The organism is Mycobacterium sp. IDUB_24 (genome assembly GCF_055419385.1).
Window position 1 is genome coordinate 50,239 of sequence record NZ_JBVAXO010000001.1, and the last position, 26,607, is coordinate 76,845.

22 protein-coding genes are annotated in these 26,607 nt (G+C 65.0%); 16 read left to right on the plus strand and 6 right to left on the minus strand.

Annotated elements, in window-relative coordinates; translation table 11 throughout:
* Positions 1 to 4: 4 nt before the first annotated feature.
* Positions 5 to 1,234 (plus strand): CoA transferase, encoded by a 1,230-nt coding sequence (locus ACZYZF_RS00245; RefSeq protein ID WP_463834247.1) that lies wholly within the window; start codon positions 5 to 7, stop codon positions 1,232 to 1,234.
* Positions 1,231 to 2,040, plus strand: a complete 810-nt coding sequence (locus ACZYZF_RS00250) for an acyl-CoA thioesterase (RefSeq protein WP_463745358.1) — start codon at positions 1,231 to 1,233, stop codon at positions 2,038 to 2,040. The genes ACZYZF_RS00245 and ACZYZF_RS00250 overlap by 4 nt, the downstream gene beginning before the upstream one ends.
* Before the next feature lie 16 nt (positions 2,041 to 2,056).
* Here ACZYZF_RS00250 and ACZYZF_RS00255 read toward each other — a convergent pair whose 3' ends face one another.
* Positions 2,057 to 3,070, minus strand: coding sequence for a hypothetical protein (locus ACZYZF_RS00255; protein WP_463745359.1), 1,014 nt, complete (start codon positions 3,068 to 3,070; stop codon positions 2,057 to 2,059).
* Positions 3,071 to 3,267: 197 nt separating this feature from the next.
* Between ACZYZF_RS00255 and ACZYZF_RS00260 the strand changes: the two genes are divergently transcribed.
* From ACZYZF_RS00260 to ACZYZF_RS00305, 10 genes are all read left to right on the plus strand, one after another.
* Entirely contained in the window at positions 3,268 to 4,044 is a 777-nt protein-coding gene (locus tag ACZYZF_RS00260; RefSeq protein ID WP_463745360.1) for a FadR/GntR family transcriptional regulator, read from the plus strand.
* A gap of 138 nt (positions 4,045 to 4,182) precedes the next feature.
* Positions 4,183 to 5,298 (plus strand): ABC transporter substrate-binding protein, encoded by a 1,116-nt coding sequence (locus ACZYZF_RS00265; RefSeq protein WP_463745361.1) that lies wholly within the window; start codon positions 4,183 to 4,185, stop codon positions 5,296 to 5,298.
* Positions 5,299 to 5,757: 459 nt separating this feature from the next.
* Positions 5,758 to 6,963 carry an MCE family protein gene (locus tag ACZYZF_RS00270; RefSeq protein WP_463745362.1) on the plus strand — a complete coding sequence of 402 codons (1,206 nt, stop codon included), beginning with the start codon at positions 5,758 to 5,760 and terminating at the stop codon, positions 6,961 to 6,963.
* Positions 6,960 to 7,988: an MCE family protein gene (locus tag ACZYZF_RS00275; RefSeq protein WP_463745363.1), complete on the plus strand. Its 1,029-nt coding sequence runs from the start codon at positions 6,960 to 6,962 to the stop codon at positions 7,986 to 7,988. Before ACZYZF_RS00270 ends, ACZYZF_RS00275 begins: the two co-directional genes overlap by 4 nt.
* A complete protein-coding gene (locus tag ACZYZF_RS00280; protein ID WP_463745364.1) occupies positions 7,988 to 9,085 on the plus strand; it encodes an MCE family protein in 1,098 nt (365 codons plus the stop codon). The genes ACZYZF_RS00275 and ACZYZF_RS00280 overlap by 1 nt, the downstream gene beginning before the upstream one ends.
* A complete protein-coding gene (locus tag ACZYZF_RS00285; RefSeq protein ID WP_463834248.1) occupies positions 9,082 to 10,326 on the plus strand; it encodes an MCE family protein in 1,245 nt (414 codons plus the stop codon). Before ACZYZF_RS00280 ends, ACZYZF_RS00285 begins: the two co-directional genes overlap by 4 nt.
* Positions 10,323 to 11,558, plus strand: a complete 1,236-nt coding sequence (locus ACZYZF_RS00290) for an MCE family protein (protein WP_463834249.1) — start codon at positions 10,323 to 10,325, stop codon at positions 11,556 to 11,558. Before ACZYZF_RS00285 ends, ACZYZF_RS00290 begins: the two co-directional genes overlap by 4 nt.
* Positions 11,559 to 13,115 (plus strand): MCE family protein, encoded by a 1,557-nt coding sequence (locus ACZYZF_RS00295; RefSeq protein ID WP_463834250.1) that lies wholly within the window; start codon positions 11,559 to 11,561, stop codon positions 13,113 to 13,115. It abuts the gene before it with no gap.
* Between the two features lie 137 nt (positions 13,116 to 13,252).
* Positions 13,253 to 13,660 carry an Rv2253/PknI dimerization domain-containing protein gene (locus tag ACZYZF_RS00300; RefSeq protein WP_463835099.1) on the plus strand — a complete coding sequence of 136 codons (408 nt, stop codon included), beginning with the start codon at positions 13,253 to 13,255 and terminating at the stop codon, positions 13,658 to 13,660.
* Between the two features lie 239 nt (positions 13,661 to 13,899).
* Complete coding sequence (locus ACZYZF_RS00305; protein WP_463834251.1) at positions 13,900 to 15,546, plus strand: GMC family oxidoreductase; 1,647 nt, start codon at positions 13,900 to 13,902, stop codon at positions 15,544 to 15,546.
* A 39-nt stretch (positions 15,547 to 15,585) separates the two neighbouring features.
* On the opposite strand, the gene ACZYZF_RS00310 is transcribed toward ACZYZF_RS00305, so the two are convergent.
* Complete coding sequence (locus ACZYZF_RS00310) at positions 15,586 to 16,716, minus strand: spirocyclase AveC family protein (protein ID WP_463834253.1); 1,131 nt, start codon at positions 16,714 to 16,716, stop codon at positions 15,586 to 15,588.
* A 140-nt stretch (positions 16,717 to 16,856) separates the two neighbouring features.
* Here ACZYZF_RS00310 and ACZYZF_RS00315 point away from each other — a divergent pair, with 140 nt between their 5' ends.
* Positions 16,857 to 17,342, plus strand: coding sequence for a MarR family winged helix-turn-helix transcriptional regulator (locus tag ACZYZF_RS00315; RefSeq protein ID WP_463745371.1), 486 nt, complete (start codon positions 16,857 to 16,859; stop codon positions 17,340 to 17,342).
* Here ACZYZF_RS00315 and ACZYZF_RS00320 read toward each other — a convergent pair.
* The 4 genes from ACZYZF_RS00320 to ACZYZF_RS00335 are packed head-to-tail and all read right to left on the minus strand — an operon-like array spanning position 17,301 to position 23,460.
* A complete protein-coding gene (locus ACZYZF_RS00320; protein WP_463834254.1) occupies positions 17,301 to 19,817 on the minus strand; it encodes a non-ribosomal peptide synthetase in 2,517 nt (838 codons plus the stop codon). The genes ACZYZF_RS00315 and ACZYZF_RS00320 overlap by 42 nt on opposite strands.
* Positions 19,814 to 20,872 (minus strand): ABC transporter ATP-binding protein, encoded by a 1,059-nt coding sequence (locus ACZYZF_RS00325; protein ID WP_463834256.1) that lies wholly within the window; start codon positions 20,870 to 20,872, stop codon positions 19,814 to 19,816. The genes ACZYZF_RS00320 and ACZYZF_RS00325 overlap by 4 nt, the downstream gene beginning before the upstream one ends.
* Entirely contained in the window at positions 20,869 to 22,443 is a 1,575-nt protein-coding gene (locus ACZYZF_RS00330) for an ABC transporter permease (protein WP_463834257.1), read from the minus strand. Before ACZYZF_RS00330 ends, ACZYZF_RS00325 begins: the two co-directional genes overlap by 4 nt.
* Positions 22,444 to 23,460 carry an iron ABC transporter substrate-binding protein gene (locus tag ACZYZF_RS00335; protein ID WP_463834259.1) on the minus strand — a complete coding sequence of 339 codons (1,017 nt, stop codon included), beginning with the start codon at positions 23,458 to 23,460 and terminating at the stop codon, positions 22,444 to 22,446.
* Positions 23,461 to 23,599: 139 nt separating this feature from the next.
* Between ACZYZF_RS00335 and ACZYZF_RS00340 the strand changes: the two genes are divergently transcribed.
* The 3 genes from ACZYZF_RS00340 to dprA are packed head-to-tail and all read left to right on the plus strand — an operon-like array spanning position 23,600 to position 26,605.
* On the plus strand, positions 23,600 to 23,968 hold the full coding sequence (locus ACZYZF_RS00340) for a YraN family protein (RefSeq protein WP_463834261.1): 369 nt from the start codon (positions 23,600 to 23,602) through the stop codon (positions 23,966 to 23,968).
* Between the two features lies 1 nt (position 23,969).
* Positions 23,970 to 25,481 carry a YifB family Mg chelatase-like AAA ATPase gene (locus ACZYZF_RS00345; protein ID WP_463745377.1) on the plus strand — a complete coding sequence of 504 codons (1,512 nt, stop codon included), beginning with the start codon at positions 23,970 to 23,972 and terminating at the stop codon, positions 25,479 to 25,481.
* Positions 25,478 to 26,605 (plus strand): DNA-processing protein DprA, encoded by a 1,128-nt coding sequence (dprA, locus tag ACZYZF_RS00350; protein WP_463834262.1) that lies wholly within the window; start codon positions 25,478 to 25,480, stop codon positions 26,603 to 26,605. The genes ACZYZF_RS00345 and dprA overlap by 4 nt, the downstream gene beginning before the upstream one ends.
* The last annotated feature ends 2 nt before the right edge of the window (positions 26,606 to 26,607 follow it).

Below are 26,607 nucleotides of genomic sequence, written 5' to 3' on the forward strand. Positions count from 1 at the left end.
CCTGATGGCAGAACCTGTGGCGCCGGATCCGAACCGCCCGCTGGCCGGGGTGCGGATCATCGAGATCTCCAGCTTCGTCGCCGTGCCCTTGGCCGGCATGACCCTGTCACAGTTGGGCGCCGAGGTGGTGCGCGTCGACCCTCTCGGGGGTGCCGCCGACTACCACCGCTGGCCGCTGACCGACGGTGGCGACAGCATCTACTGGGCCGGGCTGAACAAGGGCAAGCGCTCGGTGGCCGCCGACCTGCGGTCGCCTGAGGGGCAGCAACTGGTGCAACGTCTGATCGCCGAAGCCGGTGTTCTCATCACGAATGTGGCGGGGCGGCAATGGCATTCGTACGATGTGCTGTCTGCGCTGCGTCCCGACCTGATCCACGTCGAGGTGTCGGGGCGCGCCGACGGTGGCACCGGGGTGGATTACACGGTCAACGCGGGGCTGGGCTTCCCGATGGTCACGGGGCCCGCCCAGTTGGCCACCCCGGTCAACCATGTGCTTCCGGCCTGGGATGTCAGCTGCGGGCTGTATGTGGCGCTGGCAGTCAGTGCCGCACTGCGCCACCGCGATTCCACCGGTGAAGGCGCACGGATCAGCATTCCCTTGGAGAACGTCGCACTCGCCACGGCGGGTAATCTCGGATTCCTGACCGAGGTCATGATCAACGGCACGGGCCGTGAACGTCTCGGTAACACGCTGTACGGCACCTACGGGCAGAACTTCACCAGCAGCGACGGCGTCGGGTTCATGCTCGTCGCTCTCACCGGTCGGCATTTCCGTGACCTCACGGAGGTCACCGGGACCACCAAAGCCGTTGCCGCCCTTGCCGAGGCATTCGGTGCCGACTTCACCGACGAGGGTCAGCGCTACACCCACCGCGACGCCCTGACCGGCTTGTTCACCTTGTGGTTCAGCGAGCACACCGCCGACGAGATCAGCGCGGCACTCTCAGGTACCTCGGTGCTGTGGGAGCAGTACCGCAGTTTCGCAGAAGTCGCCGTCAACGACCGGGTGGTGGCCAACCCGCTGTTCAGTCCGCTGGAGCAACCCCGCATCGGCACGTACCTGGCGCCGGGCCTGCCGGTGTCGATCGGCGGGGTGTATCCGCCCGCGGTGCCCGCGCCTGCCCTTGGCGACGACACCACCGCGGTGCTGGCCGAGCACCTCGGGCTCGGTGCCGACGAGATCGCGGCCCTGACCGAATCAGGCACTGTTGCAACAGGTACCGGCGCTCAGTGAGCACCCTGCTCGCGCTCTTGGACGTGCGGGACACGTCTACCGACGGTGAAGTGTTCACCGGGCGGGCCAGTGGCCCGGCCGGCAAGCGGGCCTACGGCGGTCTGCTGGCTGCGCAGAGCCTGGCGGCGGCCTGCCGCACAGTGGGAGATGACCGGTCACCGACCAACATGCACCTGCAGTTCCTGCGCGGCGGGGACGCCGGAGAAGCCGCCGAGCACCGCGTGCAGCGCGTATACGACGGGCGCACGGCCTCTGCCCGGCGTGTCGAAACTTACGAGCACGGCCGGATGCTGACGACGGCCACGGTGTCGTTCGCGACGGCACTCGCCGGGCCCGAACACGGGTTGGGTGCGATGCCGCACGATCCCGAAGTGCTTCCGCGCACGGGTCCGCCCGGCCCGGCGCCATCCCTGCCGCTCGACGAGTTCGATATTCGCATCTCCGATGACGGCTCGGGGGAGCAGCTCGTGCGCCGGATGTGGTGGCGGGTCACCACCGAGCTGCCGGACGATCCGTTGGTGCACACGCTGATCGCGGTGTACATCACCGATCTGTACGGAATCGATCCGGCGTTGGCCGTACACGGGCACAGCATGCGGTCGCGCAGTCACCGCAGTGGCACCACCGATTCGTCGATCTGGTTTCACCGCCCGGTTCAGGCTGCGGACTGGAATCTGCTGGAGTCGCGCTCACCGGCCGCCGCGCGGGGCCGCGGGCTGATCACGTCAAGCCTGCTGCGCGCGGACGGTGCTGTCGCCGCCACCCTGGTGCAGGAAGGGCTGGTCGCCGACCGCCCGGCGGACTGATCGCTACCGGCCTGGGTCACCGCCCGCGCGCGAGGTCGAAGGGCGCCATCGCCATGTCGAGGATTTCGGGGGTGAGCAGCGCACCGGCGTATTCGACCCAGCACCAACTGCGCGATGGGACCTTGCCCGACGAACTGGCAGTGAGACGGCCGAAGTAGTGGATGTAGCTGCCGGACGTGTTGAACCTGAATGTGTATGTTTCTGAGCCGATCTCGGCTTCCAGTCTGGTCAGTTGGCCTGCATCGTCGAATAAGGGTGTCGCCGTGATGTCGTCGTGTGCGGTGGTGACACCGTTGGTGACGTGGTATCCGGGGCCGAAGGTGACTCCGTCGCGCCCCTGCCAGAAACAGCCACCGCCCCACTGTCCGTCCGGGTACTCGTGCAGCCACGACACCCACATCCCCTGTAGGTGCCGGACTATGGGTAGCTCCGGGTAAACGCGGCCCGGCGGCCCATATGCGTAGTCCTGATGCAGATACCCCGAGACTGGGATGCCGTCGACGGTTCCGGTGGCGGCCATCAGCTCGTGCCGGTAATACGCCTGCTCGGCGACACCGTTCTGGACCGGAACGTGAACGGTGAATATGTCGGTGACGTTGGTACCGTGCATTTCCCAGCGCCCGCCGGCGTCGTGCCAATGGAAGCCGTCGCCGTCGCGCTCGATGCGTCCGCTGGGATAGTTCAGCGTGACCTTGTCGCCGGCGTCGGCGTAGGTCATCGGTTCGAACCAGTCGATGGTCGAATACTCCGCGAACAGATGCGGTTGGTCGGGGTCGAATGTGGGCCGGAGCTTCTTGAAGCCGGTGATCGGTGATACCACGTGGGTCATTCCGGTGAGGAAGTCATCGGCTCCGCGTAGTCCCCAGTATGTCTGTCCCGCATCGTCGTTGACCACGGCGCCGATCCACATGCCGGCCAGCCCCACATCTTGCCCCGGCGTCCAGTGCCGGCGGTAGTGGTTCGCGGTAGGCGGCTGTGTGGCCACGGTGAACTCGATGTCGGGCTTCGGTTCTCTGAACGCGTCACTCATGTCTTCATCCCCGGGGTAGAGCTGATAGGGCCAGGTATTGCGTTGGTACAAGATCGGCGCCCATCTCCACATCTAAACCTCTAGAGGTATTTTGTGTAAAGGGTGGGTTCGCGCCGGAATGTGGGGTCCGCGACCCATCGGTTAGTTTGATCTTTGCTTGACTGGTTGTTCGTATCGATTGCGCGGTAGGGAGAGAAGTGGCCAAACCGACAGCGGGTAAGGGCGGGGCGTCGGGCGGTTCCTCCTCCGGAAAACCCAAACAGATCGCCGACGAACTACGCGGTTTGATCATCGCCGGCGGGCTCGATGAAGGTGACCTGCTGGGAACCGAGGCCGAATTGCTGGAACGTTTCGAGGTGTCTCGACCATCTTTGCGCGAGTCGTTGCGCATTCTGGAGGCAGAGGGTCTGATCTCGGTGGCGCGGGGCGCGCTCGGCGGCGTCGTCGTGCACCGGCCCGATCAACGGATGACCGCCCGCGCCGCGGCGTTGGTGCTGCAATCCCGCAGCGTGTCGCTGGCCGATGTGTTCGAGGCCAGTGCGGTGATCGAGCCTGCGGCGGCGCGCATGGTGGCCATGTCACGCGGTCGTGAGCGGGCCGCTCAGCAACTGCGTGAGTTGGTGATCGAGATGAAGCGCACCGTGAAGGATCCGACGGCATGTACTGCTGCGATGGTCGGATTCCACAGCGACATGGTGCAGTTGGCCGGAAATCAGACGCTGATTCTCATCTGCGAGATGATCAACGAGGTGATCATCCGCGCAGCGGTGGCCGACGTGCTTACCCGAAGCCAGCAAGAGCCCATTGCGTCGCGGCGCCGCACGATTCGGGAATTTGAGCAACTCCTCGACTTGATCGCGGCCGGCGATGGCGACGGCGCGCAGGCGCATTGTGCCGCGCATATGGCGCGTCTGCGGCGGACATTGCTCGGCGACCATGGCAGTTCGACAGTCGAGCTGGCCCGTCATCTCTGACGCGGACGAGTGCGTCCCCTTCGCAAACCTTTAGATGTTTTTCTGGACTCTTCCGGCGATGATGCGTTAGCTTTGAGGCCTTCAAAATGTCAGATGTTTCGACCGGGTCCCTGCCCGGAGGTTGACGGGAAGGCGCCCATGGCTGACGTGGCCCCGGCCCGCATCGGGTTGCTCATCGATTACCTCGATGAGGACGGCAACTACGACGAGAACATCCTTCCGGCACTGCAACTCGTCGCTGAAGAATTTCTGGAGCGCGGACTGGCCGAGCGTCCTGTCGAATTCGTCGTACGCGCGGTGCAGGGGTTGCCGAACGGGACCTTTCGTGCGGTGCGCGACGCATTCTATGAGCTGGTCGAAGCCGATGCGTTGGTGATCTTCGGGCCGTGGGTGTCAGAAAATGGCGTGGCGCTGCGCAGGTATGTCGAGGACCTCGCCGAAGTGCCCGTCATCACCATGGCGGCTTCCGAGAACATGCTGGGGGAGTGGGTTTTCGGGCTGCCGGCAGGTTCCATGGAGGAAGAGCCGATCATCATGGCCACTGTCGCGGCGCTCGATGGTTGTCGCACTGTCGGACTTGCCTTCGAGGACAGCCTCATCGGCCGCGAGTACCTGCGAAGCACCCGAGAGGCTTGCCGGGAAGCCGGATTGACCATCACGGCCGAGGTGGCGATACCGCAGGTTGAAAGTGACAAGCGGGACGCGATGTCCACGCTGGCCGGAGGCAAGCCCGACGCGATCATGCATGTTGGTTTCGGCCTGGGAATCATCGGCATGAACGCCGCGCTGGAGGGCATTGGCTGGATGCCACCGCGTTACACGACGACGGCGTTCGAATTTGCCGCGACCAGTCGGTGGTGGCGTGAGCAACTCGCCGGCTGGATCGGGCTTGACCAGTACGACGAGCGCAATCAGACCGGGCAAGCGTTCCTGGATCGTTTCGAGCAGGTTTACGGGCGGCGCCCCGAGTATTTCTTTCCCTTGTACAGCTACGACGTTGGCCGGCTGATGATGACTGCACTCGCCGATGCTCGACCATTGACGGGGCCGGCTGTCAAAGAAGCGTTGGAGCGCATCAAGATGCTGCCCGCAGCCACTGGAGCGCCCGGGACGCGGCTGAGGTTCGGAAAGTTCATCCGACACGGTTGGGTCGGCAGCGAATTTCTGGTCGCCCGGCGCGTACTCCCAGACAGCAGCGCGTCTGTACTGCACGCGACCATCGAGGGCCATGTGAGTAGTGCCAGGCCCCGATAGTCGCGGTTATATCTATACATATCTAGAACGATCACCCATCCGAGTGTGGTAGTTGCCCGCTGAATCTGCCGTAGGCGCGGAATCGGAGCACCTGTAATCGCGGACGATTGGGTGCCACAGTAGCGCTTTGACCAGCATATTAGCTGTGAAATCCGCGCGGCAGCGTTGTTTTGATCGCAACCGAGTGTTGCTTTCGAGGGGGGTGGACAATCAGACGGATGCTGCGCTATACCTTTAGAGGTATGAGACATTCGGCATTCAGGTAACGGCCCGCGTCGCAGGTGCGATCTGCTTGCGGTGTCCGGGGGTGGTGAAGGACTGTGCAGCGTCGCACCACGGGCGTGGGAGCCCGAAAGTGTTGCTGTCGTGGTGGTTTGGTGGCCGCAGCCGCCAGGGGTGTGACCTGTCAGATGGAGCTGCGGCAGTGTGATCGCGGACTTGGGAGGGGGCGGAACGCCGATGAACCGACACGGGGATGGATCTGCGTGGCCGCGCCCGGTGGCCGGGTCGATCACAGTGCTGATCATCGGACTGGTGATCGCCATGGTGGCGGTGCTGTTCCGCGGTGATCTGAACACCGCGGTCCCGGTCACGGTGATGTCGTCTCGAGCGGGACTGGTGATGAACCCCGATGCCAAGGTGAAATTGCGAGGGGTCCAAGTCGGAGCTGTGAAGTCGTTGGAGACGTTGCCCGACGGGCGCGCGGTACTTCATCTGGCGATGGATCCGGCACAGCTGCAGCAGATTCCGGCGAACGTCGGGGTAGATGTCGCGTCGACGACGGTGTTCGGCGCGAAGTACGTTCAGCTTGTCGACCCTCCCGATCCGTCATCGGAGACGTTGGCGCCCGGTCAAGTGCTGGACGCCTCACGGGTCACCGTCGAAGTGAACACCGTTTTCGAGCAACTCACCTCGGTGCTGTCGAAGATCGATCCGGTCAAACTCAACCAGACGCTGGGCGCGATCGCCACCGCCGTCGATGGACGGGGACAGTCGATCGGTCAGATGCTGGTCGACCTGGACGCCTACCTCGCGACCCTGGAACCTGGATTGCCGGCGTTGAGCCACGACTTGGCCACTGCGCCAACAGTGCTCAACGCCTATGCCGACACAGCACCCGTTCTGCTCACCGCTGCGGGCAACGCAAGCCGGATCAGCCGGAGCATCGTTGACGAGCAACACAACCTCGATGCGTTTCTGGTCAGCATGATCGGTCTCGCCGATGTCGGCAACGACGTCTTGACGGCCAATCGCGCGCCGCTGACCGATGCTGTGCATCTGCTGGTGCCGACCACCGATTTGACCCGTAAGTACGACCAAGCCTTGTACTGCCTGATGGGCGGGTTGATCCAAGCCGCCTACATCAAGCAACCACAAGTGCCCGGAGCCATGGTCAATGCGGGGTTCGTCTTGGGCAAGGAGCGCTACCGGTACCCAGTCGATCTGCCCAAGGTTGCTGCGACCGGCGGTCCGCAATGCGTCGCTGGGCTACCGAACGTGCGGTATCTGTCCCGGCCGCCGTTCGTCATTGCTGACGTCGGCACCAACCCGGCGCGATATGGAAACGACGGCGTTCTACTGAACTCCGATGGCCTCAAGCAAACGCTGTTCGGACCGATCTCGGGACCGCCGAGGAACTCCGCGCAGATCGGGCAACCCGGATGAGGCGCTCGACGATGGTCACGGCCGCCAAGTTCGGCGTGTTCGGTGTCGTCATGGCGATACTGACTGCCTGCTTGTTCGTTGTCTTCGGTCAGTATCGGACCGGATCATCGCAGGACTACTCCGCAGTATTTGCCGATACCTCCAGTTTGAAAAAGGGGGATTCGGTGCGGGTGGCCGGCATCCGAGTCGGCACGGTCAACGGCGTCAAACTGCGGCCGGACACCACGGTGCTGGTCACCTTCGACGCCGATCGCACGGCGGTGCTCACCACCGGAACCAGAGCGGTGGTGCGCTATCTCAACCTGACCGGGGACCGCTACCTCGAGCTCGCCGCTGCACCGGGGCCCACTGCCATCTTGCCCGCCGGAGCCGAGATCCCGGTCGAACGTACCGCGCCGGCGCTCGACCTCGATTTGCTCCTGGGCGGCCTGCGACCGGTAACCCAGGGTTTGAAGCCCGACGACGTGAATGCGCTCACCCAATCGTTGCTGCAGGTCCTGCAGGGGCAGGGCGGAGCCTTACAGTCGCTGCTGTCGGAAACCTCCTCTTTCACAACCGACCTCGCCAACAACGATCAACTCGTTCAGCAGCTCATCGACAACCTCAACACCGCCGTGGGCACGCTGGCCAAAGACGGCGAGAAGTTCTCCGGCACGATCGATCGCCTACAGCAGTTCGCCAGTCAACTCGCCGCCGATCGCGATCCGATCGGCAAGGCGGTCACTGCCCTTGACAACGGAACCGCGTCGCTGGCCGACCTGCTGACCCAGACGCGCCCACCGTTGTCCGGCAGCGTTGACGAACTCAACCGTCTGGCTTCCAACCTGGATACGCAAAAAGACCACCTCGACGCCGGACTGCAGCGGATGCCGCACAACTACCGCAAACTGGCACGTCTGGGCGCCTACGGCAGCTTCTTCAACTACTACCTGTGCGGCGTGGCCGTTCGAGTCACCGATCTTCAAGGACGCACTGCGGTCTTTCCCTGGATGAAGCAAGAAACGGGAAGGTGCTCAGACAACTGATGCTGAAATATCGTGGACCCCAGTTGATCCGGCGCGGCTTCCTCGGCCTCGTTGTGGTCCTGCTGGTGATCGCTGTCGGCCTGCGGACCCAGCTGTTGGTGTCCTATGCCACCGAGATCCGATATCAAGCCTTGTTCGGGCAAGCCGGCGGGTTGACCGTGGGCAACAACGTGACCATGTCGGGAACGAAAGTCGGAACGGTATCGAGCGTGGAACTCGATGACGGGCAGGCCCTCGTCACCTTCTCGCTTGCCAGTGACATTTCGCTGGGATCGCAAACCACCGCTCACATCCGCACGGGTTCGCTGCTGGGACAGCGGGTGCTGACCGTCAACACGGCCGGGCCCGGCCGGATGCGCGCGCTGGACGTCATCCCGACGACCCGTACCTCTTCGCCCTACTCACTCACCGAAGCCGTGGGCGACCTCGCCACCGACATCGCCGGCACCGACACCGACACGCTCAACCAGTCTCTGGATACTCTCTCGGCCACCATCGAGGAGATCTCTCCGGATCTGGGATCGACTTTCGACGGCCTCACCCGATTGTCCCGGGCACTCAATGCACGTAACCAAACCCTGGGCGAGCTCTTCACACACGTCAGCGATGTCAGTGCGGTCCTCTCCGAACGCAGTCAACAGGTCAACACGCTCATCCTCGACGGCAACGCACTACTGGATGTGCTCGTGCAAGTGCGTCAAGCGATCGTTGAACTGCTCGCCAACACCTCCGCAGTGGCCAATCAGCTGACCGGCCTGGTGCACGACAACGAGGCCGAACTGGCCCCCACGCTCGACAAACTCAACGCCGTCACGGCTGTTCTGGAGAAGAACCGAGACAACATTGCCAAAGCGCTGCCCGGATTGGCGAAATACGAACTCAGCACGGGTGAGCTGGTTTCCAGCGGCCCGTACTACCAAGCCCAGATCGCCAACTTGAGCATGCCCCAACTGTTGCAGCCCTTCTTGGACTACGCCTTCGGATTCCGTAGAGGAGCCGACGCAGGGCAGCCGCCCGACAACGCAGGCCCACGCGCGGAATTCCCGTTCCCGCGCAACGGCATCCCACAACCTCAAGAGCAATGGGGACCGCCATGAACGCTCGACATCGCACCCCACTGGCGGGAGTGCTCATCGCATTGACCGTGGCGGCCGGCGCGGTGCTGGTGCACGCTTCGTTCTTCGGCACGAAAACAGTGATTGCCTACTTCGCCTCTGCGACTGCCATCTACCCGGGCGACGACGTCCGCGTCGCGGGAATCAAAGTCGGCAGCATCACGGCTATCGCCCCGGAAGGCAGCCAGGTGCGGATGTCGCTGGACATCGACGGCAACGTGCCCATCCCCGCGGACGCCAAAGCCGTCGTCGTCGCCGCCAACCTGCTCGCTGCCCGCTACGTCGAACTGACCCCGGCCTATCGGTCCAGCGACCCCCACGCCAACGGCCCGGTCATGGCCGACCACGCCGTGATCCCGATCAACCGAACTGCCGTCCCGGTCGAATGGGACGAAGTCAAATCCCAACTGATGCGCCTGGCAACCGAATTGGGACCAAACAGTCAGGTCTCGACTCCGGCGATCGCGCGATTCATCGACAGCACCGCCAACGCATTCGACGGCAACGGTGACAAACTCCGCCAAACGCTGAACCAACTGGCCGGTGTCGGGCGCATCCTTGCCGACGGCAGCGGCAACATCGCTGACACCGTCAAAAACCTGCAAACCCTGGTCACCACACTGCGCGAGACCAACCCTCAGATCGTCGAATTCCAGGGCCGGTTCGCCACGTTGACCAGCATCCTCGACGACAACCGCACCGACCTGGACGCCGCACTGAACAATCTGTCCTCGGCACTCGGCGAAGTCCAACGGTTCATTGCCGGAACCCGCGACAAAACCAGCGAACAAGTCCAACGCCTGGCCAATGTCACCTCCAACCTCGTCGACCATCGCAAAGACCTTGAGCAACTCCTGCACGTGACACCGACCGCGCTCACGAACGGCTACGCCGACTACAACCCTGATACCGGCACTATTCTCGGCTCGATTTCGTTCACGAACTTCGCCAACCCGGTGCAGTTCGTCTGTGCTGCAATCGGTGCCGTCAAGAACACCACCGCGTCGGAAACCGCGAAACTCTGTGCGCAGTACCTCGGTCCGGCACTGGACCAACTCAACTTCAACAACTTGCCCATCCCGATCAACCCCGCGCTGGCTCCGTCGCCACGCAACATCATCTACACCGACCCCGCGCTGGCACCCGGCGGTACCGGAGGCGCCCCCATACCGGCCGAACTGCCTCCGTCTGTTTCGGCCTTCACCGGGACACCGCCATCATGATCGGCCGGCGTTCAATGGGGATGCGCATGGCGGTCAGCACCACCACGGTGCTCATGCTGTCGGGGTGTGCCTTCAATGGGGTGAACTCCCTGCCGCTGCCAGGCACTGTCGGACATGGTTCTGGAGCCACGGTCTACCACGTTGAGATCGCCAATGTCGGTACGCTTGAGTCGAATTCGCCGGTCTTGATGAACGATGTGGTCGTCGGAAGCGTCGGCAGGATGATGCTGCGCGGTCAGCACGCCGACGTCGAAGTCCGGCTTCAGGGTGGAGCCAAGGTCCCGGCCAACGTCGTCGCCACCGTCGGGCAGACCAGCCTGCTGGGATCACAGCACCTGGCGCTGGATCCGCCACCCGGGCAGCCGCCGCAGGGGCAGGTCGCACCGGGATCCACCATTCCCTTGAACCGATCATCGACCTATCCCTCTACCGAGCAGACGTTGTCCTCGTTGTCTGCGGTGGTCAACGGCGGGGGCCTGGGTCAGGTGGGCGACATTGTTCACAATTTCAATGCGGCATTGTCCGGTCGCCAGGACGCCATCCGTGACCTGATCGGCCGCCTCGACAGGTTCGTCGGCGTGCTGGATCGTCAGCGCGGCGATCTGATTGCCTCCATCGATGCCCTCGACCGGCTGTCCGGCACGTTCGCCGGACAGCATGACGTGCTCACCGAGACGCTGCGCACGCTGCCCCCCGCGCTCCAGGTGCTCCTGGCCGAGAAGCCGCGCATCATCACCGCGTTGGACAAGTTGCGGGCTTTCAGCAACACCGCCACGGCGCTGATCAACGACACGCAGGCCGACCTGGTGACAAACCTGCAAAACCTACAGCCCACCATTCGTGCGCTGGCCGATGCCGGCCCGGGCATCATCGACGGCCTGATGTATGCGACGGTCTTTCCGTACGGCCAGAACGTGATCGACCGCGGCCTCAAAGGTGACTACATGAACCTGTTCGCCGTTGCTGATCTGACCGTTCCCCGCCTGAAACGCGGTATGTTCCTGGGGACCCGCTGGGGGGTCGACGGCGCAGTACTGGTGCCCGCCCCCGGAGATCCGGGCTATGACTGGTACTACACCAACAATCCGCTGGGCGCACCGCTGGCGGTGCCGCCGGAGGGTGCTGAGTTTGCCCCGCCGGCTCCGCCCGCAGGTCCGCCGGTGGTCCTCCCGGGTGGACCCGTCCCTCCCGCAGCCGCGCCAATTCCCCCGGCTGATGAGGGAGGTCGCTAAGTGCTGACTCGGTTGGTCCGGATTCAGTTGGTGCTCTTCGCGATCGGCTCCATCGTGGGGCTCGTCACCATGGTCGTGGTCTACATCCAGGCGCCGACGTTGCTCGGTGTGGGACGCATCACCGTGACGGTGGAGCTGCCGGGAACCGGTGGGCTGTACCGCTTTTCCAACGTGACATACCGCGGGGTGCAGGTCGGCAAGGTGACGGCGATCTCGCTGATTCCACGCGGAGCCAAAGCAACTCTGTCGCTGGATGCGTCGCCGAAGATACCCGTGAAACTGCGGGCTGATGTACGCAGCGTGTCGGCGATCGGGGAGCAATACCTCGACCTGTTGCCCACCGCGGACGGGCCCCCGTACCTGCACGACGGTTCGACGATTGCCATGGCGGACACCACCGTTCCGCAACAAGTCGGACCACTGCTGGACCAAACCAGCGCGTTGATCCAGAGCATCCCCAAAGACAAACTCGGCTTACTGCTCGACGAAAGCTTCAAAGCCTTCAACGGCGCAGGCTACGACCTTGGGTCCCTGATGGACTCATCAGCGAAAGTCTCGGGCGGTCTGCACGATGTGCGCGACTCCACGAGAGCTCTCGTCGAGGACTCCGGACCCTTGCTCGATTCCCAGGCCGCTGCCGACGCCGATCTGCGGACCTGGGTGCACAGCCTGGCCAATATCACCACCACCCTGGTCGACGACGATCAACAGATCCGGAAGGTGCTCACCGACGGACCGGGCTCCATCAACGAAGCATCCCGGCTCTTCCAACAGGTCAAGCCGACACTGCCGGTGCTGCTGGCCAACCTGACCTCGATCGGACAGATTCTCGTCACCTACCGGCCGGGCCTCGAACAAATCCTGGTGTTGCTGCCACCCTTTGTCGCCAACATCATCTCGGCAGCACCCGACCACAATCCGACCGGGCTGGGACAAGGCGATTTCACCATGTCATTCGGGGATCCACCGTCGTGCACCGTTGGCTTCCTGCCGCCCAGCCAATGGCGGTCTCCTGACGACACCTCCGAAGTGGATACGCCTGACGGTCTGTACTGCAAGCTGCCACAGGACTCACCGCTGGCGGTGCGCGGGGCCCGCAATTACCCCTGCATGAATAAGCCAGGAAAGCGCGCGCCCACTGCTGAGATGTGCAACAGCGACAAACCCTATGTGCCCCTGGCGATGCGCGAACACTTGACCGGGCCTTACCCGCTGGACCCCAACCTGATTGCTCAAGGCGTGCCACCCGACGCTCGTGTCACCAACGACGACCATATTTTCGGTCCGATCGACGGCACCCCGATGCCGCCGGCAGCCCCGGCGCCAGACCTCGCACCTCCGGGACCGCCTCCCGACCCGGTCGGCCCGGCCCCGGTGGCACCGAGTGCGTTCGGCGGCAACACCACTCACTCTGCGCCTGCGGTGGTCTTCGCACAGTACGACCCCAATTCCGGACGCTACGTCACGCCTGACGGCCAGACCTATCAGCAATCCAACCTCGTCGCTGCCAAGCGGCCGGCGAGCTGGAAGGACCTCGTGATGGAGGATCACCCGTGACATCGGCACAGACCGTGGGGCGGCGACCGGCGACTGCTGTGCTGCCAACGGTGGTACTGGTCGCTGTGGCATTTGTCGCGGCCCTGACTACCGCCCCGAGCGCTGCCGCGGCATTCTGTGATCCCACCCTCAACGGCGTGTATCGCGCAGTGTCAGACGGGACTTGGGCGAAAACCAACGAGATCTTTCATGACGAAGCCAATGTGACGAGTACCTGGACGATCAGTACTACGTGCAGTGTCGAAACGTATGACTGTGCAGGCGACGTGAGCAGCAGCCAAGGGTGGAACGCGCCGATACGATGTGACTCAGCTGGCCTGTGGTCGGTGCGCCGACACCTCGACCGGTGGGAGCCGTGCCACGACGGCGCCGCTTCACCGGCCGAGCAGTTGATGTATTTCTCGCCCGATCTGTCAGGATCGCCGAGCTTCGACGAGGTGACATCCTTCTCCGGTTGGGACCGGACGGTAGGGATCAGCGGTGGTTGCGGGATCAACCGGTCTCTGGTCATCGAGATGCCATTTCAGCTCACCCGAATTCGGTGAACCGTGAGTACCGTCAGCGGCACGACCGAGAAGCGACTACCAGGCGACGCCGGGTACGTGACGGGGAGCATCGCTTCGATCACGGCGTGAGGCCGGCCGCGCGACGAAATTCGTTGCACCCCAGGGAATGATCCAATCTGTGAAGTTCCTGGACTCTACGGATCCGTGGTCTGAATACGCTAGTGTCTCTATATACTTCAGAATATGAAATAAATGCGGGTCTATGAAAGGTCTTGGTAATGAAGCGAGCAGCGGCGACCAAGGGTTCGGCCGGGTTGGAGTCGGCGGACTACGTCGTCGTGGGCTCGGGTAGTGCAGGTGCGATCGTGGCCCGACGTCTGGCCGACGCCGGCGCTACGGTCACCTTGATCGAGTCGGGGCGCCAGCGGGGCGGCCCGCTGGTCACTGTCCCCGGCATGTGTGGGGCCATCCATGCGGTCACACCACTGCAGCGCCTGGTCACCTGGCCCGCGTTCAGCGTCCCTCAACGACACATGAAGGGCCGCACCCTTCCACAGTCTCACGGCCGGGTACTCGGCGGCGGCAGCGTGATCAACGGTATGGCTTTTGTGCGCGGAAACCGCCAGAACTACGACGATTGGGCCGCCGCCGGAGCGAAGGGTTGGGGGTTCGCTGAGGTACTGCCGTCCTTCAGGCGGCTGGAGAGCTTCGAGGACGGTCCCAGCGAGCTGCGTGGCGGACACGGTCCGATCGCAGTGGAGCGGGCCACGGGCCTGGCGAGTGTCACCGAAAGCTACATGGTCGCCCTCGCGGCGATCGCCGGCGTCGGAATGAATGACGACTACAACGGTGCGCAGCAGGTTGGGGTGGCGCCGCTACAGCAGAGCGCCGGCGCCGGCAGACGAGTGGGCACCGATCGCGGGTATCTATCGGACGCGCCGCCGAATCTGCGCGTACTCACCGGTGTCACGGCGACCCGGGTGATCGTGGAGGCCGGGCGCGCAACGGGTGTGGAGCTGGTGGCGGGCCGCAACCGGCGACCGATCGGTCCTGCTCGCGCGAGCCGCGAGGTGATCCTGAGCGCCGGTTCCCTCGGTTCGCCGCGGCTCCTGATGCTCTCCGGCATCGGCCATGCGGCCCATTTGCGTGAACATGGGATCAAAGTGATCGCCGACCTGCCCGTGGGTGACAATCTGCATGATCACTTGTTTGTGCCGATGTCCTATCAGGCTCGCGGCGGTCGCAGCGCGTCGCCGCTGAGTTTCGCCAGGGCAGCGGTGCGTGAATGCGTGCGTCCGCGATCTACCTACCTTGCCCACACCCTGTTCGAAGCGGTGGCGTTCGTCGACAGCGGGGTGGGAACGGGTACTGACGTTCCGGACTTGCAGATGTTCATCCTTCCGATGAGCTACCCCGCGAACCAGGACAGTCCGGGTCTGCACCTGGCCGCCGAGTCGTCATCGTCGCTGACGCTCATGCCGACGATGATCTATCCCGAGAGCCGGGGGAGCCTGCGCCTGGCGTCGACCGATCCGTTCACTGCTCCACTGATCGATCCGAACTATCTGGCTGAGCCCCGGGACGTGGCGACTCTGGTGGCCGGCATGGAGCTCGTCCGGGAGACGTTGACCCACCAGGCGATTGCGGGGGAAGTCGGCCGCGAGGTGCTGCCGGGTTCGAATCGCACCGGTGCTGATCTGGCCGAGTTTGTGCGCCGCAATGCGTCGGGGGTTTACCACCCGGTCGGGACGTGCCGGATGGGTACCGACGAGCGTGCGGTCGTCGATCCAGAGCTACGGGTCCGGGGTATTGAGGGGTTACGAGTGGCTGATGCGTCGATCATGCCGAGCATCGTCGGGGGCAACACGAATGCTGCGGCGATGATGATCGGCGAGCGAGCCGCCGAACTCATCGTCGGCGGTTGACCGGCGGGGCGCCATGGTTTGACCCCGCCGGCACCGAAGTCATCGAGGATTGCAGCGGTCGGATTCCACGCTGATGTCGGTCGGCCGGCCGTCGGGTTGCCCGATCTGCCACGAACTGGCCTTGCCGGCGGTGAAAGGCCCGGGGGCTCCCTGGGATTGGTAATAACCGCGTGGATCCCAGGTCTTCGCCTCTGGATAAGGCCACGGACAGGCGACGCTGGTGGCAGCGCCGGTGGCACGCACCAGCCAGAAAGCTGAGCTGAAGCTCATCATTGCGACATTCAGGATGATCGCCATCACCAGAAAGGTGGCCAACTTGGGCCGACGAGAATGGAAGCGCAATCGCTGGGCGATCTTGTGTGCCTGGGATTTTCCGGTGTCGTCCCGATAGAGCAGAATCGACGCGGGAATCATGATGATGGTGATGAGCACGCTGGCCATCAAAAGGGGGAACTGACTGTTTTTGCCCACGTCGATCGAGCCGAATTCGACGACGTGGCTGTAGGTCAGAAATTGGGTGCGAGTGAGCAGGATCTCTTGGGCGGCATCCCAAATGGCGCCGATGACAAACGTGAGCACGGCTATCGAAATCAGCGGGTGGCGCCACACGAAAGCCTTCGGGCCGCTACGTCGTTGGACCGCTCTCAGGATCGGCATGGCCAGGAAGTACGGAAGCAGGACGTAGGGCGCGTAGATGAACGAGGTGAGTGGTTCGATAATCGGAGAGATGTTGAGCCACGGCCAATTCCGCGGAAAGTGCCAGAGGTCCGGGTTGTAGACCAAGCCGATCGCCCAGTTGTTGATCGGATCCCACCAGAAGAGTGTGCTGGAGGCGAGGATCATGAGGATGACCGGATGGCCGGGATGACGCCTCCACACCAGAACCGAGGCGACGATAGTGACAACGAGGAGCGCGGCGCCCAATATCTGTCCCCACAAGACAAAGTCGATGCTGGGCCAGAGTGGTTGCACCGGAGGCGGTTTGCCTGCACCCGCTGGATTCGCATTGTCCGACGATGCCGGTCCGTGCTTCTCCGCGGTCACCAGGAATACGACCGCCAGCGCGGCTCCGATCACCCAACAGGTGAGGGGCTTCCACGGCAGATGCGCGCGTGAGCCTCCGCCAGGGTCGGCAACCGAAGGCTGGTGAACACGAGTTGATGGCTTCATAACACTCCGCACTGTTGCCCGCGACAGATGACGCGCGAGGCGAACCTCGCCTGGGTGAGACAGTAGCGCACATATTTCAGATAATGAACTACCTGGCGGATGTCGGTGCTAGAAGGCGAGGTCAGGTAGGGTGTTGCGTCGTGGCTGACACCATTGGAGCTGCCGACGACGGCGACATCGTGGACTTCCTCGGCGCCGCGACCGACATCCGACGCATGATTTCAACTCTCACCACGCCCGTCGCCCGCGAGTATGGGATCTCCGAACGCGCACTGGGCATCATCTTTCTGGTCCATGCGGGGTTGGACCGTCCCGGCATGTTGATCGACTACCTCAACGTATTGCCGAGCACGATCACCTCCGATATCGACAAACTCGTTGCGGCAGACCTGTTGCGACGAACTCCATCGGACGACGACCGGCGGGTCATCCGCATCGAGGTGACGCGTCGAGGCGCCGGCGCGCAAAAAAAGTCACTGCGCCAGTTGCATGACTTCTTCCGTGCCAAGGCGGCCGGTGTGGCCCTCGAAGAACTCCATGCCTGCATCGCCACGCTCCGCAAGCTCAGCGGTGTTCCACAGTCCTCAGTTCCCAATCCGCATCGCAAGGCCGAAGACGGTTCTTGATCGAGCGCCCTGTCCGTTCCTGGTCCCAGTGGCGATTGATGCCAGACATCTTCGCATCATGTTGACCACATAGGTGAGTGCGGTGCCCACGAGCAGTGCGGCCAGGACACCGAGCAGCCGGTGGTCACCGAACAACGGATAGACCTGGTAGTGCGTCAGGTAGGTGTACAGCGAGGCCTCGGCAAGGAGTCCGCACCCGGCCGCCACCATCGTCGGGCAGCGCAGGGCCGGCAGCCAGATCAGCAATGCGAATCCTGCCAGTACCAAGGTTTCCCGGGCCCTGTTGTCGAAGTAGCCGTGCAAGCCCACCATCAGCACCACTGTGACGATCGCCCGCTGCCAGGTGGCGGTGGCCTTGGCCGCCGCCCACCCGGCGGCGAAGAACCAGAACGCCAACACCGTGAACCAGGCTTCGCGGCCCAGGTCGAAACCGGGCAGGTCGTAACGCAATATCAGCCCGAACGCCAGGAACGTCGCGGCGAAGGCGAAGGGACGGCGTCGCTCGTACCGGTCGCTGCCCGGCAGTGCACACACCACGGCCAGTGCCACCAGGATCCAGACCAGCACCTCGACAAACCACAAACGTCCGGCGGTCATGCTGTCGTGCGGCCCGAAGAACTTGTTGGCCAGCAACAGGTTCGAAGCGCGGTAGTCGTCGGTGAGGACGAGTGCGAGGGCGACCCACACGACCGACGGCACCGCGATCCAGGTGATCGTGTTGCGTAGGTGACGCAATCGCGTCTGCCGCGGCACCGGTGTCAGGCAGAACCGGCCGAAGTTGTAGCCGGCCACGCCGAGCAGGATGTGCGCACCACCCCACAGCGCAAAAAGTTCCGCGTGCGAGCCGACGATCAGCACAATGGCCGCGGCGCGTAGCGCAACACTCGTCTCCACTGTCGCCCACCGGCGCGGTCCGGGACTGCTGCTTCGTTCGAGTTCGGACAGGGGAATCCGGTGCCAGTCCTTCGGAAGTCGACCCAGGGTGCGCTCCAGACGAACCGACATCGCCACATAGGACAGTGAGTTACCGCCGAGGTCGACGAAACTCGCTTCGCGGCCGATGGACTCGGCAGGGACATGTAGGACCTCGGCGAACAGATCCCGAAGTTCGGTGGCATCGGTGTCAGGGGAGCCGGCAGCCAGGGCCCGCACCGCCGGATAGTCCGGTTTGCCCGAGACCAGCCGGGGCAGTCCGGAGACGATCGCGGCGCGCACCGCGCCGGCAGGCACACCCGCCACGGTGGCGGTCAGTCGCTGCACCTCCTCGACGCTGGTGTTCCCGATGCTCAGGGCAGCGACCGCGAGAGTGCCACTACCCTCGGTGCACAGCGCCGTCACGCCATGTTCGGCCAGGGCGGCCTGCAGGCGGTCCAGATCGATCCGCAATCCGAACAGTTTCACGAACCGGTTACTGCGGCCGATGATCTCGTAAAGGCCGTCAGGAGCGCGTCGCGCGATGTCGCCGGTGCGCAATTCCTCGACGCTGGCACCCAGCGCCAGATCCTCGGGCCGTTGCGCGTATCCGAGCATCACGTTGGCGCCGCGGTAGACCAGTTCACCGGTGCCGTCGGGCCACGCGTCGCCACGGCGAATGGACAGGCTGCCTCCGGGGATCGGACGACCGATGGTTTCAGGATGTGACAGGGCGAGTTCCGGTGGCAGGTAGGCCATCCGGGCAGTCGCCTCGGTGGCGCCGTACATCACGAACAGCTGCCAGCCGCGGCGCTGTCCCAGCATCGCGAAGCGGCGCACACGATCAGGAGCCATCTGTCCACCCGCCTGGGTGACGTAGCGCAGGTGGGGTAGGTCCATGGCGTCGAACCCGATCCGGTCGAGCAGTGCGAAGGTGTGCGGTACCCCGGCGAAGGTGGTGGCCCGGTGACGGGTGAACAACTCCCAGAACTCGTCGTCGACCACGGATCGGTCGGTGAGGATCAAACCCGCACCGCGCAGCAGATGGCTGTTGATCACGGACAGTCCGTAGCAGTAGGACATGGGTAATGTGGTTGCCGCCCGGTCGGATTCGCTGATCGCGAGGTAGTCGGCAATGGCGGCGGCGTTACTGACCAGGTTGGTGTGGGATAGGCGCACCAGCTTCGGCGACCCGGTGCTACCCGAGGTCGACATCAGCAGCGCCAGATTGTCGTGGAGCCGGTGTGTGCTGGTGGCGCGCCGGTGGTGGATACCCGCGGTGTCGACGACGGTGTCAGGGGAGTAGGTCTGCAGGATCTCGCGGTGATCGGTGCCCGCGGGTACCGGCAGGGATACGTGGGCGCCCGCGAGGGCACCGAGGTAGTGCACCAGAGTGGGCAGGTCATTGCGTGCTTCGAGTAGCACGAGCCGACGTTCGGGACCCAGTTCCGCCGAGGCCTGCGACACGAGACCGGCAAGAGTCGAGTAGCTGACCTGTTGAGTCTCGGTCAGCACCGCGATCCGGTCGCCGTGAGCCCGCAGCGCCTCGACTATGGGGTTCAAGACAATGCCGTCCCGGCGCCACGCACGTCGATTCGGACCTTGGTGTCGCATGCCGGCGGATTCAGGCTGTGCTGGCGCACGACGATGGGTTCACCGGCGGCCGGCGGTTCGATGGTGAGCAGTACATCGTGGCCGAGGAACTCGGTGGCGATCACGGTTCCCATCGTGGCTGCCGCTTCGGCATCACTTGCACTGTCGGAAATCGCCGTGGCGACAAGTTGTTCAGGACGTAGCACCAGGCTGCACGGTCCGTCGGCGGCGCCGGCTTGGACAGGTATCCGGCCCAGCGCGCATTCGGCCACCCCAGCGGCGACGATGCCCGGCAACGTGATGCAATCCCCGAGGAATTCGGCGGTGAACCGATCGGCGGGGTGCCGGTACACCTCCTGCGCTGTGCCGACCTGGGTGAACCTGCCCTCGCGCATCACCGCGACCTGATCGGAGATCGAGAGCGCCTCCTCCTGGTCGTGCGTCACGATCAGGGTGGTCACCCCGGTGTCGGACAACGTCCGCGCCACCGATTTTCGGGTGGCCGCGCGCAGCCCGGTGTCCAGTGCGCTGAACGGCTCGTCGAGCAGCATGACCACCGGCCGGCGGGCCAGGGCCCGGGCCAGTGCGACGCGCTGCTGTTGACCGCCGGAGAGTTGGTGCGGCCGGCGTTGCGCGAACGAGGAATCCAGGGACACGCTGTCCAGCAGCTCGATGACCCTGGAGCGAGCCCGCGTCCCACGCTCGCGCAGGCCGTAGGCGACGTTCTGGGCCACCGTGAGGTGCGGGAACAGCGCGCCATCCTGTGCCACGTAGCCGACGTCGCGGCGGTGTGGGGCGACAGTGTCTGTGGGGCTTGCCATTTGGCGTCCCACGATGGTTACCGTGCCGGCATCGGGAGATTCGAAGCCGGCGATCACGCGCAGCAGCGTGGTCTTGCCGCACCCGGAAGAACCGACCACTGCGGTGATGGTTCCCGGTGCCAGGGTCAGGTCGATGCCGTCGAGCACCACGGTGCCGTTGAAGGACTTGCGAAGCCCACGTACCTGGAGAACATCGTCGGTCACAGAGCGGCCACCTTCGTCGACTGGCGCAACAACATCAGGGTCACCGGGATCGACAGGGCGATCAGCATCAGGGCGTAGGGCGCCGCCGCGGCGTAGTCCAACTCGCTGCTCAGTGACCAGAACCGCATCGCCAGGGTGCGGGTGCCGGTCGGCGCCAGCAACAGGGTCGCAGTCAATTCCGTTGCCACCGCCACGAATACGAGTGAGGCGCCGGCAGCCGCGGCCGGGGCGGTCAGCCGGAGGGTGATCCGCACGAACGTGCGTGCGGGCGAGCTTCCCAGGGAGCGTGAGGCCTCCTCCACCGCCGGCGGCACCTGTGCCAGTCCGGACCGCAGGCTGACCAGGGCACGCGGGAGGAACAGCAGCACGTAGGCGCAGATCACCAGGGCCGCAGTCTGATAGAGCGGGGGAGCGTAGCGGATCGCCACGGTGACCAGGGCCAGAGCGGTGACGATTCCGGGCATCGAGCTGGTGATGAAATTGGCACCCTCGATCGAACGGGCCAGCAGACCGCGGTATCTGACGGCGACCCAGGCGAACGGGAAAGCCAGCACGGTGGTCAGGACCGCGGCGGCCGCGGCGAGCGTCGCGGTCTGGGCCAGCGCGGTACCGATGTCCATGGGCTCCCACACCTGCGAGCCGCCGATCCACAGCCAGCGCGTCAGCGTCCACAACGGCACTCCCAACGCCAGCGCGGCCAGGCCCAACAGCCCGGCGGTGGCCGGCAACATGCTGCGGCCCAGGCGCATCGGCGCGCCGGCACGCTGGGCTCCCGGGCCCACCCGGGCGAAGCGGGCGTTACCCCGGGCGGCGGCCTCGGTGACCAACAGCAGCAGGCACAGCAGCACGAGGACAGCGGCGAGCGTGGCGCCGGCAGCCCCGTCGAAGGTTGCCTGGAACTGTTCGAAGATCGCCGTGGTGAAGGTCGAGAATCGGATCATCGCGAACGCGCCGTATTCGGCCAGCAGGTGCACACCGATCAGCAGGGCGCCGCCCAGGATCGCCAGGCGTAGCTGTGGCAGCACCACCCGGAAGAACACCCCGGACGATCCGGATCCCAGCGCACGGGCCGATTCCTCCAGAGCCGGGTCGATACGGCGCAGGGTGGCCGCCGCAGGCACGTAGACGAACGGGAAGTACGACAGCGTCGCGATCAGCACCCCGGCCGACAACCCGTGCAACGACGGCACCACGCTGACCCAGGCGTAGCTGTTGACGAACGCGGGCACCGCCAGCGGTGCGACGAACACCGGCCGCCACCACGTCCGCCCCGGCAGGTCGGTGCGCTCGACCAGCCAGGCCGAACCGACCCCGAGTACCACGCACACCGGCACGGTGATCAGCACCAGACCTACGGTGTTGATCAGGAGCTCTCCGACACGTGGCCGCACCACCAGCTCGATCACCCGGGTCGGACCGGTCGTGATCACCGACCAGGCGACGTAGCCCAGCGGGATGAACGTGGCCAGCAGCAACAGCGTCACGGCGGTGCTCAGCCCCGGTCCCGGCCGGACTCCCGCCGAGCGCTGCAGCGCGGCCGGCTGCGTTGACGGGGGCTCTGTGGCAACCAATTACAGCAAGCCAGCCTTTGTCATCAGATCGGTGACCTCGGCGGCATCGAGGTTGGACGGGTTGACCGCGGGCGCCTGCAACGAGTCCAGTGGTGGCAGAGCGGGATTGGCGGCGACGCCGCTGGCGACCGGATACTCGAACGAGGTGCCGTTACGCAGTACTTCCTGGCCGGCCTTGCCGGTGACGAACCGCAGGAATTGCTGCGCCTGATCCTGCTTCTTGCTGGATTTCAGCACGCCGCCGCCGGACAGGCTGACGAATGCTCCGGGGTCTGAGTTCTTGAAATAGTGCAGCGCGGTGTTACCGCTGATCTCTTTGGTCTTGGACTGATCGCGGAACCAGTAGTAGTGGTAGATGATGCCGCCGTCGACCTGCCCGTCGTTTACCGCGCGCAGTGTGGCGATGTTGTCCTGGAGCACAACGGCATTGGTCTTCAAACCGGCCAGCCATTGCGAGGTGGCCGGCTCACCCTTCAGTTCGAGTATGGCCGCAACAATCGCCTGGAAGTCCGCCTTGGCCGGCGGTGCACCCCACCGCCCCTTCCACTGCGGTTGCTGCAGATCCATGATCGAATGCGGCAGCTGGTCGGCCGGCAGCTTGGCCTTGTTGTAGACGAAGACCGTCGAGCGGGCCGCCACACCGGTCCACTTGCCCGACGACGGCCGGAACTGGGCTGGGACCTGGTCGAGGGCCTGCTGCTCGACGTCCGCGAACAGCCCCGCCTTCTCGACGGCGGCCATCGCCGGGGAGTTCTCGGTGAGGAAGACATCGGCGGGTGAGGCGTTGCCCTCGGCCACCAGTTGGTTGCCGAGCTCGGTGTCACCGCCCTGCCGGTAGGTGACCTTGATGCCGGTTTCCTTGGTGAACGCGTCGATCCACTCTTTCGTCAGCGATTCGTGTTGCGCGTTGTAGATGAGCAGCTCGTCGGACCCGGAACTGGAACACGCGACCATACCGACCGTGACCGCGACGGCAGACAGGACAACAGCAACCCGGCGGCTCCAACGTGTGCGCATCAAGTGATCCCTTTCGGCATTAGCTGAGCATCACCTAAGGACACTACCGGGGGTGCCGCGCCTGTGGATGAACTCCACGCTGGGGATAACCAGGCCTGACCGGGCCGATGCTGTCGGACCATGTCCGCACGGTGTGGACATGAGTTCTTTGACACGGGCCGAGATCGGCGCACTGGGTGAACAGTTGGCCGTCGAGCATCTGGCGGCGCAGGGAATGCGCACGTTGACGCGCAATTGGCGTTGCCGTTATGGCGAACTCGACGTGATTGCCGAGGAGGTCGCCACCAACACGGTGGTGTTCGTCGAGGTGAAGACCCGCACCGGGGACGGGTTCGGCGGGCTCGCCGAGGCGGTCACGGCGCAGAAGGTCCGCCGGATCCGGCGGCTGGCAGCGCTCTGGCTGTCCGAACAGGACGTGCGCTTCGCTGCCCTGCGGATCGATGTGATCGGGGTCCGCATCGGGCGTCGGCGCAAGCCGGAGCTGGCGCACCTCAAGGGGGTGGGCTGAAATGGGTTTGGGGAGAGCCTATTCGGTGGCCGTGCGCGGGGTGGACGGGGTGATCGTCGAGATCGAGGCGGACATCACCTCGGGGCTGCCCGGTGTGCACCTGGTGGGGTTGCCCGACACTGCCTTGCAGGAGTCGCGGGACCGGGTCCGGGCGGCGATCACCAACTGTGGCAACAGCTGGCCGATGTCACGCCTCACCCTGGCGCTGTCCCCGGCCACCCTGCGCAAGGTCGGTTCCGTCTACGACTTGGCGCTCGCGGTGGCAGTGCTCTCGGCGCACACCAAGACGGCCTGGGCGCGGCTGGAGAAGTCGGTGCTGCTCGGGGAGCTCGCCCTCGACGGCCGGGTCCGTCCGGTTCACGGCGTACTTCCCGCGGTGCTGGCCGCCAAGCGCGACGGCTGGCCCATGGTCGTGGTGCCCGTCGACAACCTGGCAGAGGCGAGCCTGGTCGACGGAATCGAGGTGTGCGGTGTGCGCACCCTGCGGCAGCTGCAGGCCTGGCTCGACGGCAAGGGGGATCTGCAGGCCCGGGTCACGGCGCCCGGGCGCGCGCCGGAGCCGTCGGCCGATCTGGCCGACGTCGTGGGACAGGGCCAGGCTCGCTACGCCCTGGAGGTGGCCGCGGCGGGTGCCCACCACCTGATGTTGACCGGGCCACCCGGCATCGGGAAGACGATGCTCGCACAGCGTCTTCCCGGCCTGCTACCTCCGTTGTCGCGCGGCGAGTCGTTGGAGGTGACCGGGATTCATTCGGTGGCGGGCTTGCTGGCGGGAGATACGCCACTGATCACACGGGCGCCGTTCGTGGCCCCGCACCATACTTCGAGTGTGGCCGCACTGGTCGGTGGCGGAAGTGGTCTGGCCCGTCCCGGAGCAGTCAGCCGCGCCCATCGGGGCGTGTTGTTTCTCGATGAGTTCGCCGAAATGGGTTCAAGTGCCCTGGAGGCGCTGCGAACTCCGTTGGAGGATGGGGAGATCCGGTTGGCTCGCCGGGATGGGGTGGCGTGCTATCCGGCACGGTTCCAATTGGTTCTGGCGGCGAACCCGTGCCCGTGCGCACCGCCCAAATCCCAGGATTGTGTCTGTTCGGCCCAGGCCAAGCTGCGGTATCGCGGCAAGCTGTCGGGGCCGCTGGTGGACCGCGTCGACTTGCAGGTGGAGTTGTATCCGGTCAGCGCCGGGGCGTTCGCTCCTCAGGCCGGTGAATCCAGCGCCGTGGTGCGTGAACGCGTTGCGGCAGCGCGCCTCGCCGCCCAGGAACGGTGGAAACCGTATGGGATCGGAACCAACGCCGAGGTCGGTGGCCCGTTGCTGCGGCGCGAATTCCGATTACCCAAAGCCGCCATGGAGCCGTTGCGGTCTGCCCTCGACCGCGGGTTGATCAGTATGCGCGGTGCCGACCGGTGCTTGAGGGTCGCTTGGACGTTGGCCGATCTGGCCGGCCGGACCATGCCGGCCCACGAGGATGTGGCCACCGCGCTGAGCTTCCGTCGGGCAGCGGGTGTGCCATGACCGACGAGGTGCGGCGTGCGTGGGCGTATCTGTCACGGGTGGCCGAACCGCCATGCGCGGAATTGACGGCCTTGGTCAAGCAGGTGGGCCCGGTCGAGGCGGCCGGTCGGGTCAAATCCGGTGATGTCAGGGAGGAGCTGTTCAGCCGGATCGAGGCTCGTCGGGAATTGGATTGTGCAGTCCGGGATCTGGACCTCATCGACAGAATGGGAGGGCGGTTGATCACCCCCGATGACGACGAGTGGCCATTGCTGAGATTCCGCGCCTTGGGCGTCGACAAGGTACCCAATCGCCCCAATGATCATCCGCCGTTGGTGCTGTGGGCGAGTGGGCCGGTGCGGCTCGATGAGGCGACTGAGCGTGCCGCGGCGATCGTCGGTACCCGCGCGGCAACGGCATATGGCGAGCATGTTGCCTCTGACCTGGCGGCGGGTCTGGTTGACCGGGACGTGACGGTGGTGTCCGGCGGTGCCTATGGCATCGACGGGGCAGCGCATCGCGCCGCGCTGGCGTGTGAGGGGGTGACCATCGCGATCGTGGCCGGCGGCATCGACAATCCATACCCGGCCGGGCACAGTGCACTGTTCCACCGGATCCGCCAGGAATGCCTGTTGGTCAGCGAGTATCCGCCGGGGGTAGCGCCGGGCCGGCTGCGGTTTCTCACCCGCAACCGATTGGTCGCGGCCCTTTCCGGTGCGACGGTGGTGGTCGAGGCCGGGTTGCGCAGCGGTGCGGCCAACACCGCGGCGTGGGCCAAGTCGCTGGGCCGGGGAGTATGCGCGGTGCCGGGTCCGGTGACCTCGGCGGCATCGGCGGGTTGCCACGTGCTGCTTCGAGGTGGTGCCAGCCTGGTCGGCCGCGCCGAGGAAATCGTCGAACTCGTCGGCCGCATAGGCGAACTCGCACCGGATGAGCCGCGCGCGGCTGGGCCGCTCGATGGGCTCTCAGCGGCTGAGAAACAGGTCTACGACGCGCTGCCGTCGCGCGGTGCCCACCCTGTGGACGAGATTGCGATGCTCGCCGCACTTCCACCGCATCAGATCCTGGCGCCGTTGACGACGTTGGAACTCGCGGGGTTGGTCGTCAGCGAGGACGGGTGCTGGCGGTTGCGCCGGCACCGGTAGAC

Excerpts from the sequence above, each read along its gene's own strand:
- ACZYZF_RS00245 (WP_463834247.1), top strand. The coding sequence starts at position 5 with ATGGCAGAACCTGTGGCGCCGGATCCGAACCGCCCGCTGGCCGGGGTG.
- ACZYZF_RS00255 (WP_463745359.1), bottom strand. The coding sequence starts at position 3,070 with ATGAGTGACGCGTTCAGAGAACCGAAGCCCGACATCGAGTTCACCGTG.
- ACZYZF_RS00265 (WP_463745361.1), top strand. The coding sequence starts at position 4,183 with ATGGCTGACGTGGCCCCGGCCCGCATCGGGTTGCTCATCGATTACCTC.
- ACZYZF_RS00270 (WP_463745362.1), top strand. The coding sequence starts at position 5,758 with ATGAACCGACACGGGGATGGATCTGCGTGGCCGCGCCCGGTGGCCGGG.
- ACZYZF_RS00275 (WP_463745363.1), top strand. The coding sequence starts at position 6,960 with ATGAGGCGCTCGACGATGGTCACGGCCGCCAAGTTCGGCGTGTTCGGT.
- ACZYZF_RS00280 (WP_463745364.1), top strand. The coding sequence starts at position 7,988 with ATGCTGAAATATCGTGGACCCCAGTTGATCCGGCGCGGCTTCCTCGGC.
- ACZYZF_RS00285 (WP_463834248.1), top strand. The coding sequence starts at position 9,082 with ATGAACGCTCGACATCGCACCCCACTGGCGGGAGTGCTCATCGCATTG.
- ACZYZF_RS00290 (WP_463834249.1), top strand. The coding sequence starts at position 10,323 with ATGATCGGCCGGCGTTCAATGGGGATGCGCATGGCGGTCAGCACCACC.
- ACZYZF_RS00305 (WP_463834251.1), top strand. The coding sequence starts at position 13,900 with ATGAAGCGAGCAGCGGCGACCAAGGGTTCGGCCGGGTTGGAGTCGGCG.
- ACZYZF_RS00310 (WP_463834253.1), bottom strand. The coding sequence starts at position 16,716 with ATGAAGCCATCAACTCGTGTTCACCAGCCTTCGGTTGCCGACCCTGGC.
- ACZYZF_RS00335 (WP_463834259.1), bottom strand. The coding sequence starts at position 23,460 with ATGCGCACACGTTGGAGCCGCCGGGTTGCTGTTGTCCTGTCTGCCGTC.
- ACZYZF_RS00340 (WP_463834261.1), top strand. The coding sequence starts at position 23,600 with ATGAGTTCTTTGACACGGGCCGAGATCGGCGCACTGGGTGAACAGTTG.
- ACZYZF_RS00345 (WP_463745377.1), top strand. The coding sequence starts at position 23,970 with ATGGGTTTGGGGAGAGCCTATTCGGTGGCCGTGCGCGGGGTGGACGGG.
- dprA (WP_463834262.1), top strand. The coding sequence starts at position 25,478 with ATGACCGACGAGGTGCGGCGTGCGTGGGCGTATCTGTCACGGGTGGCC.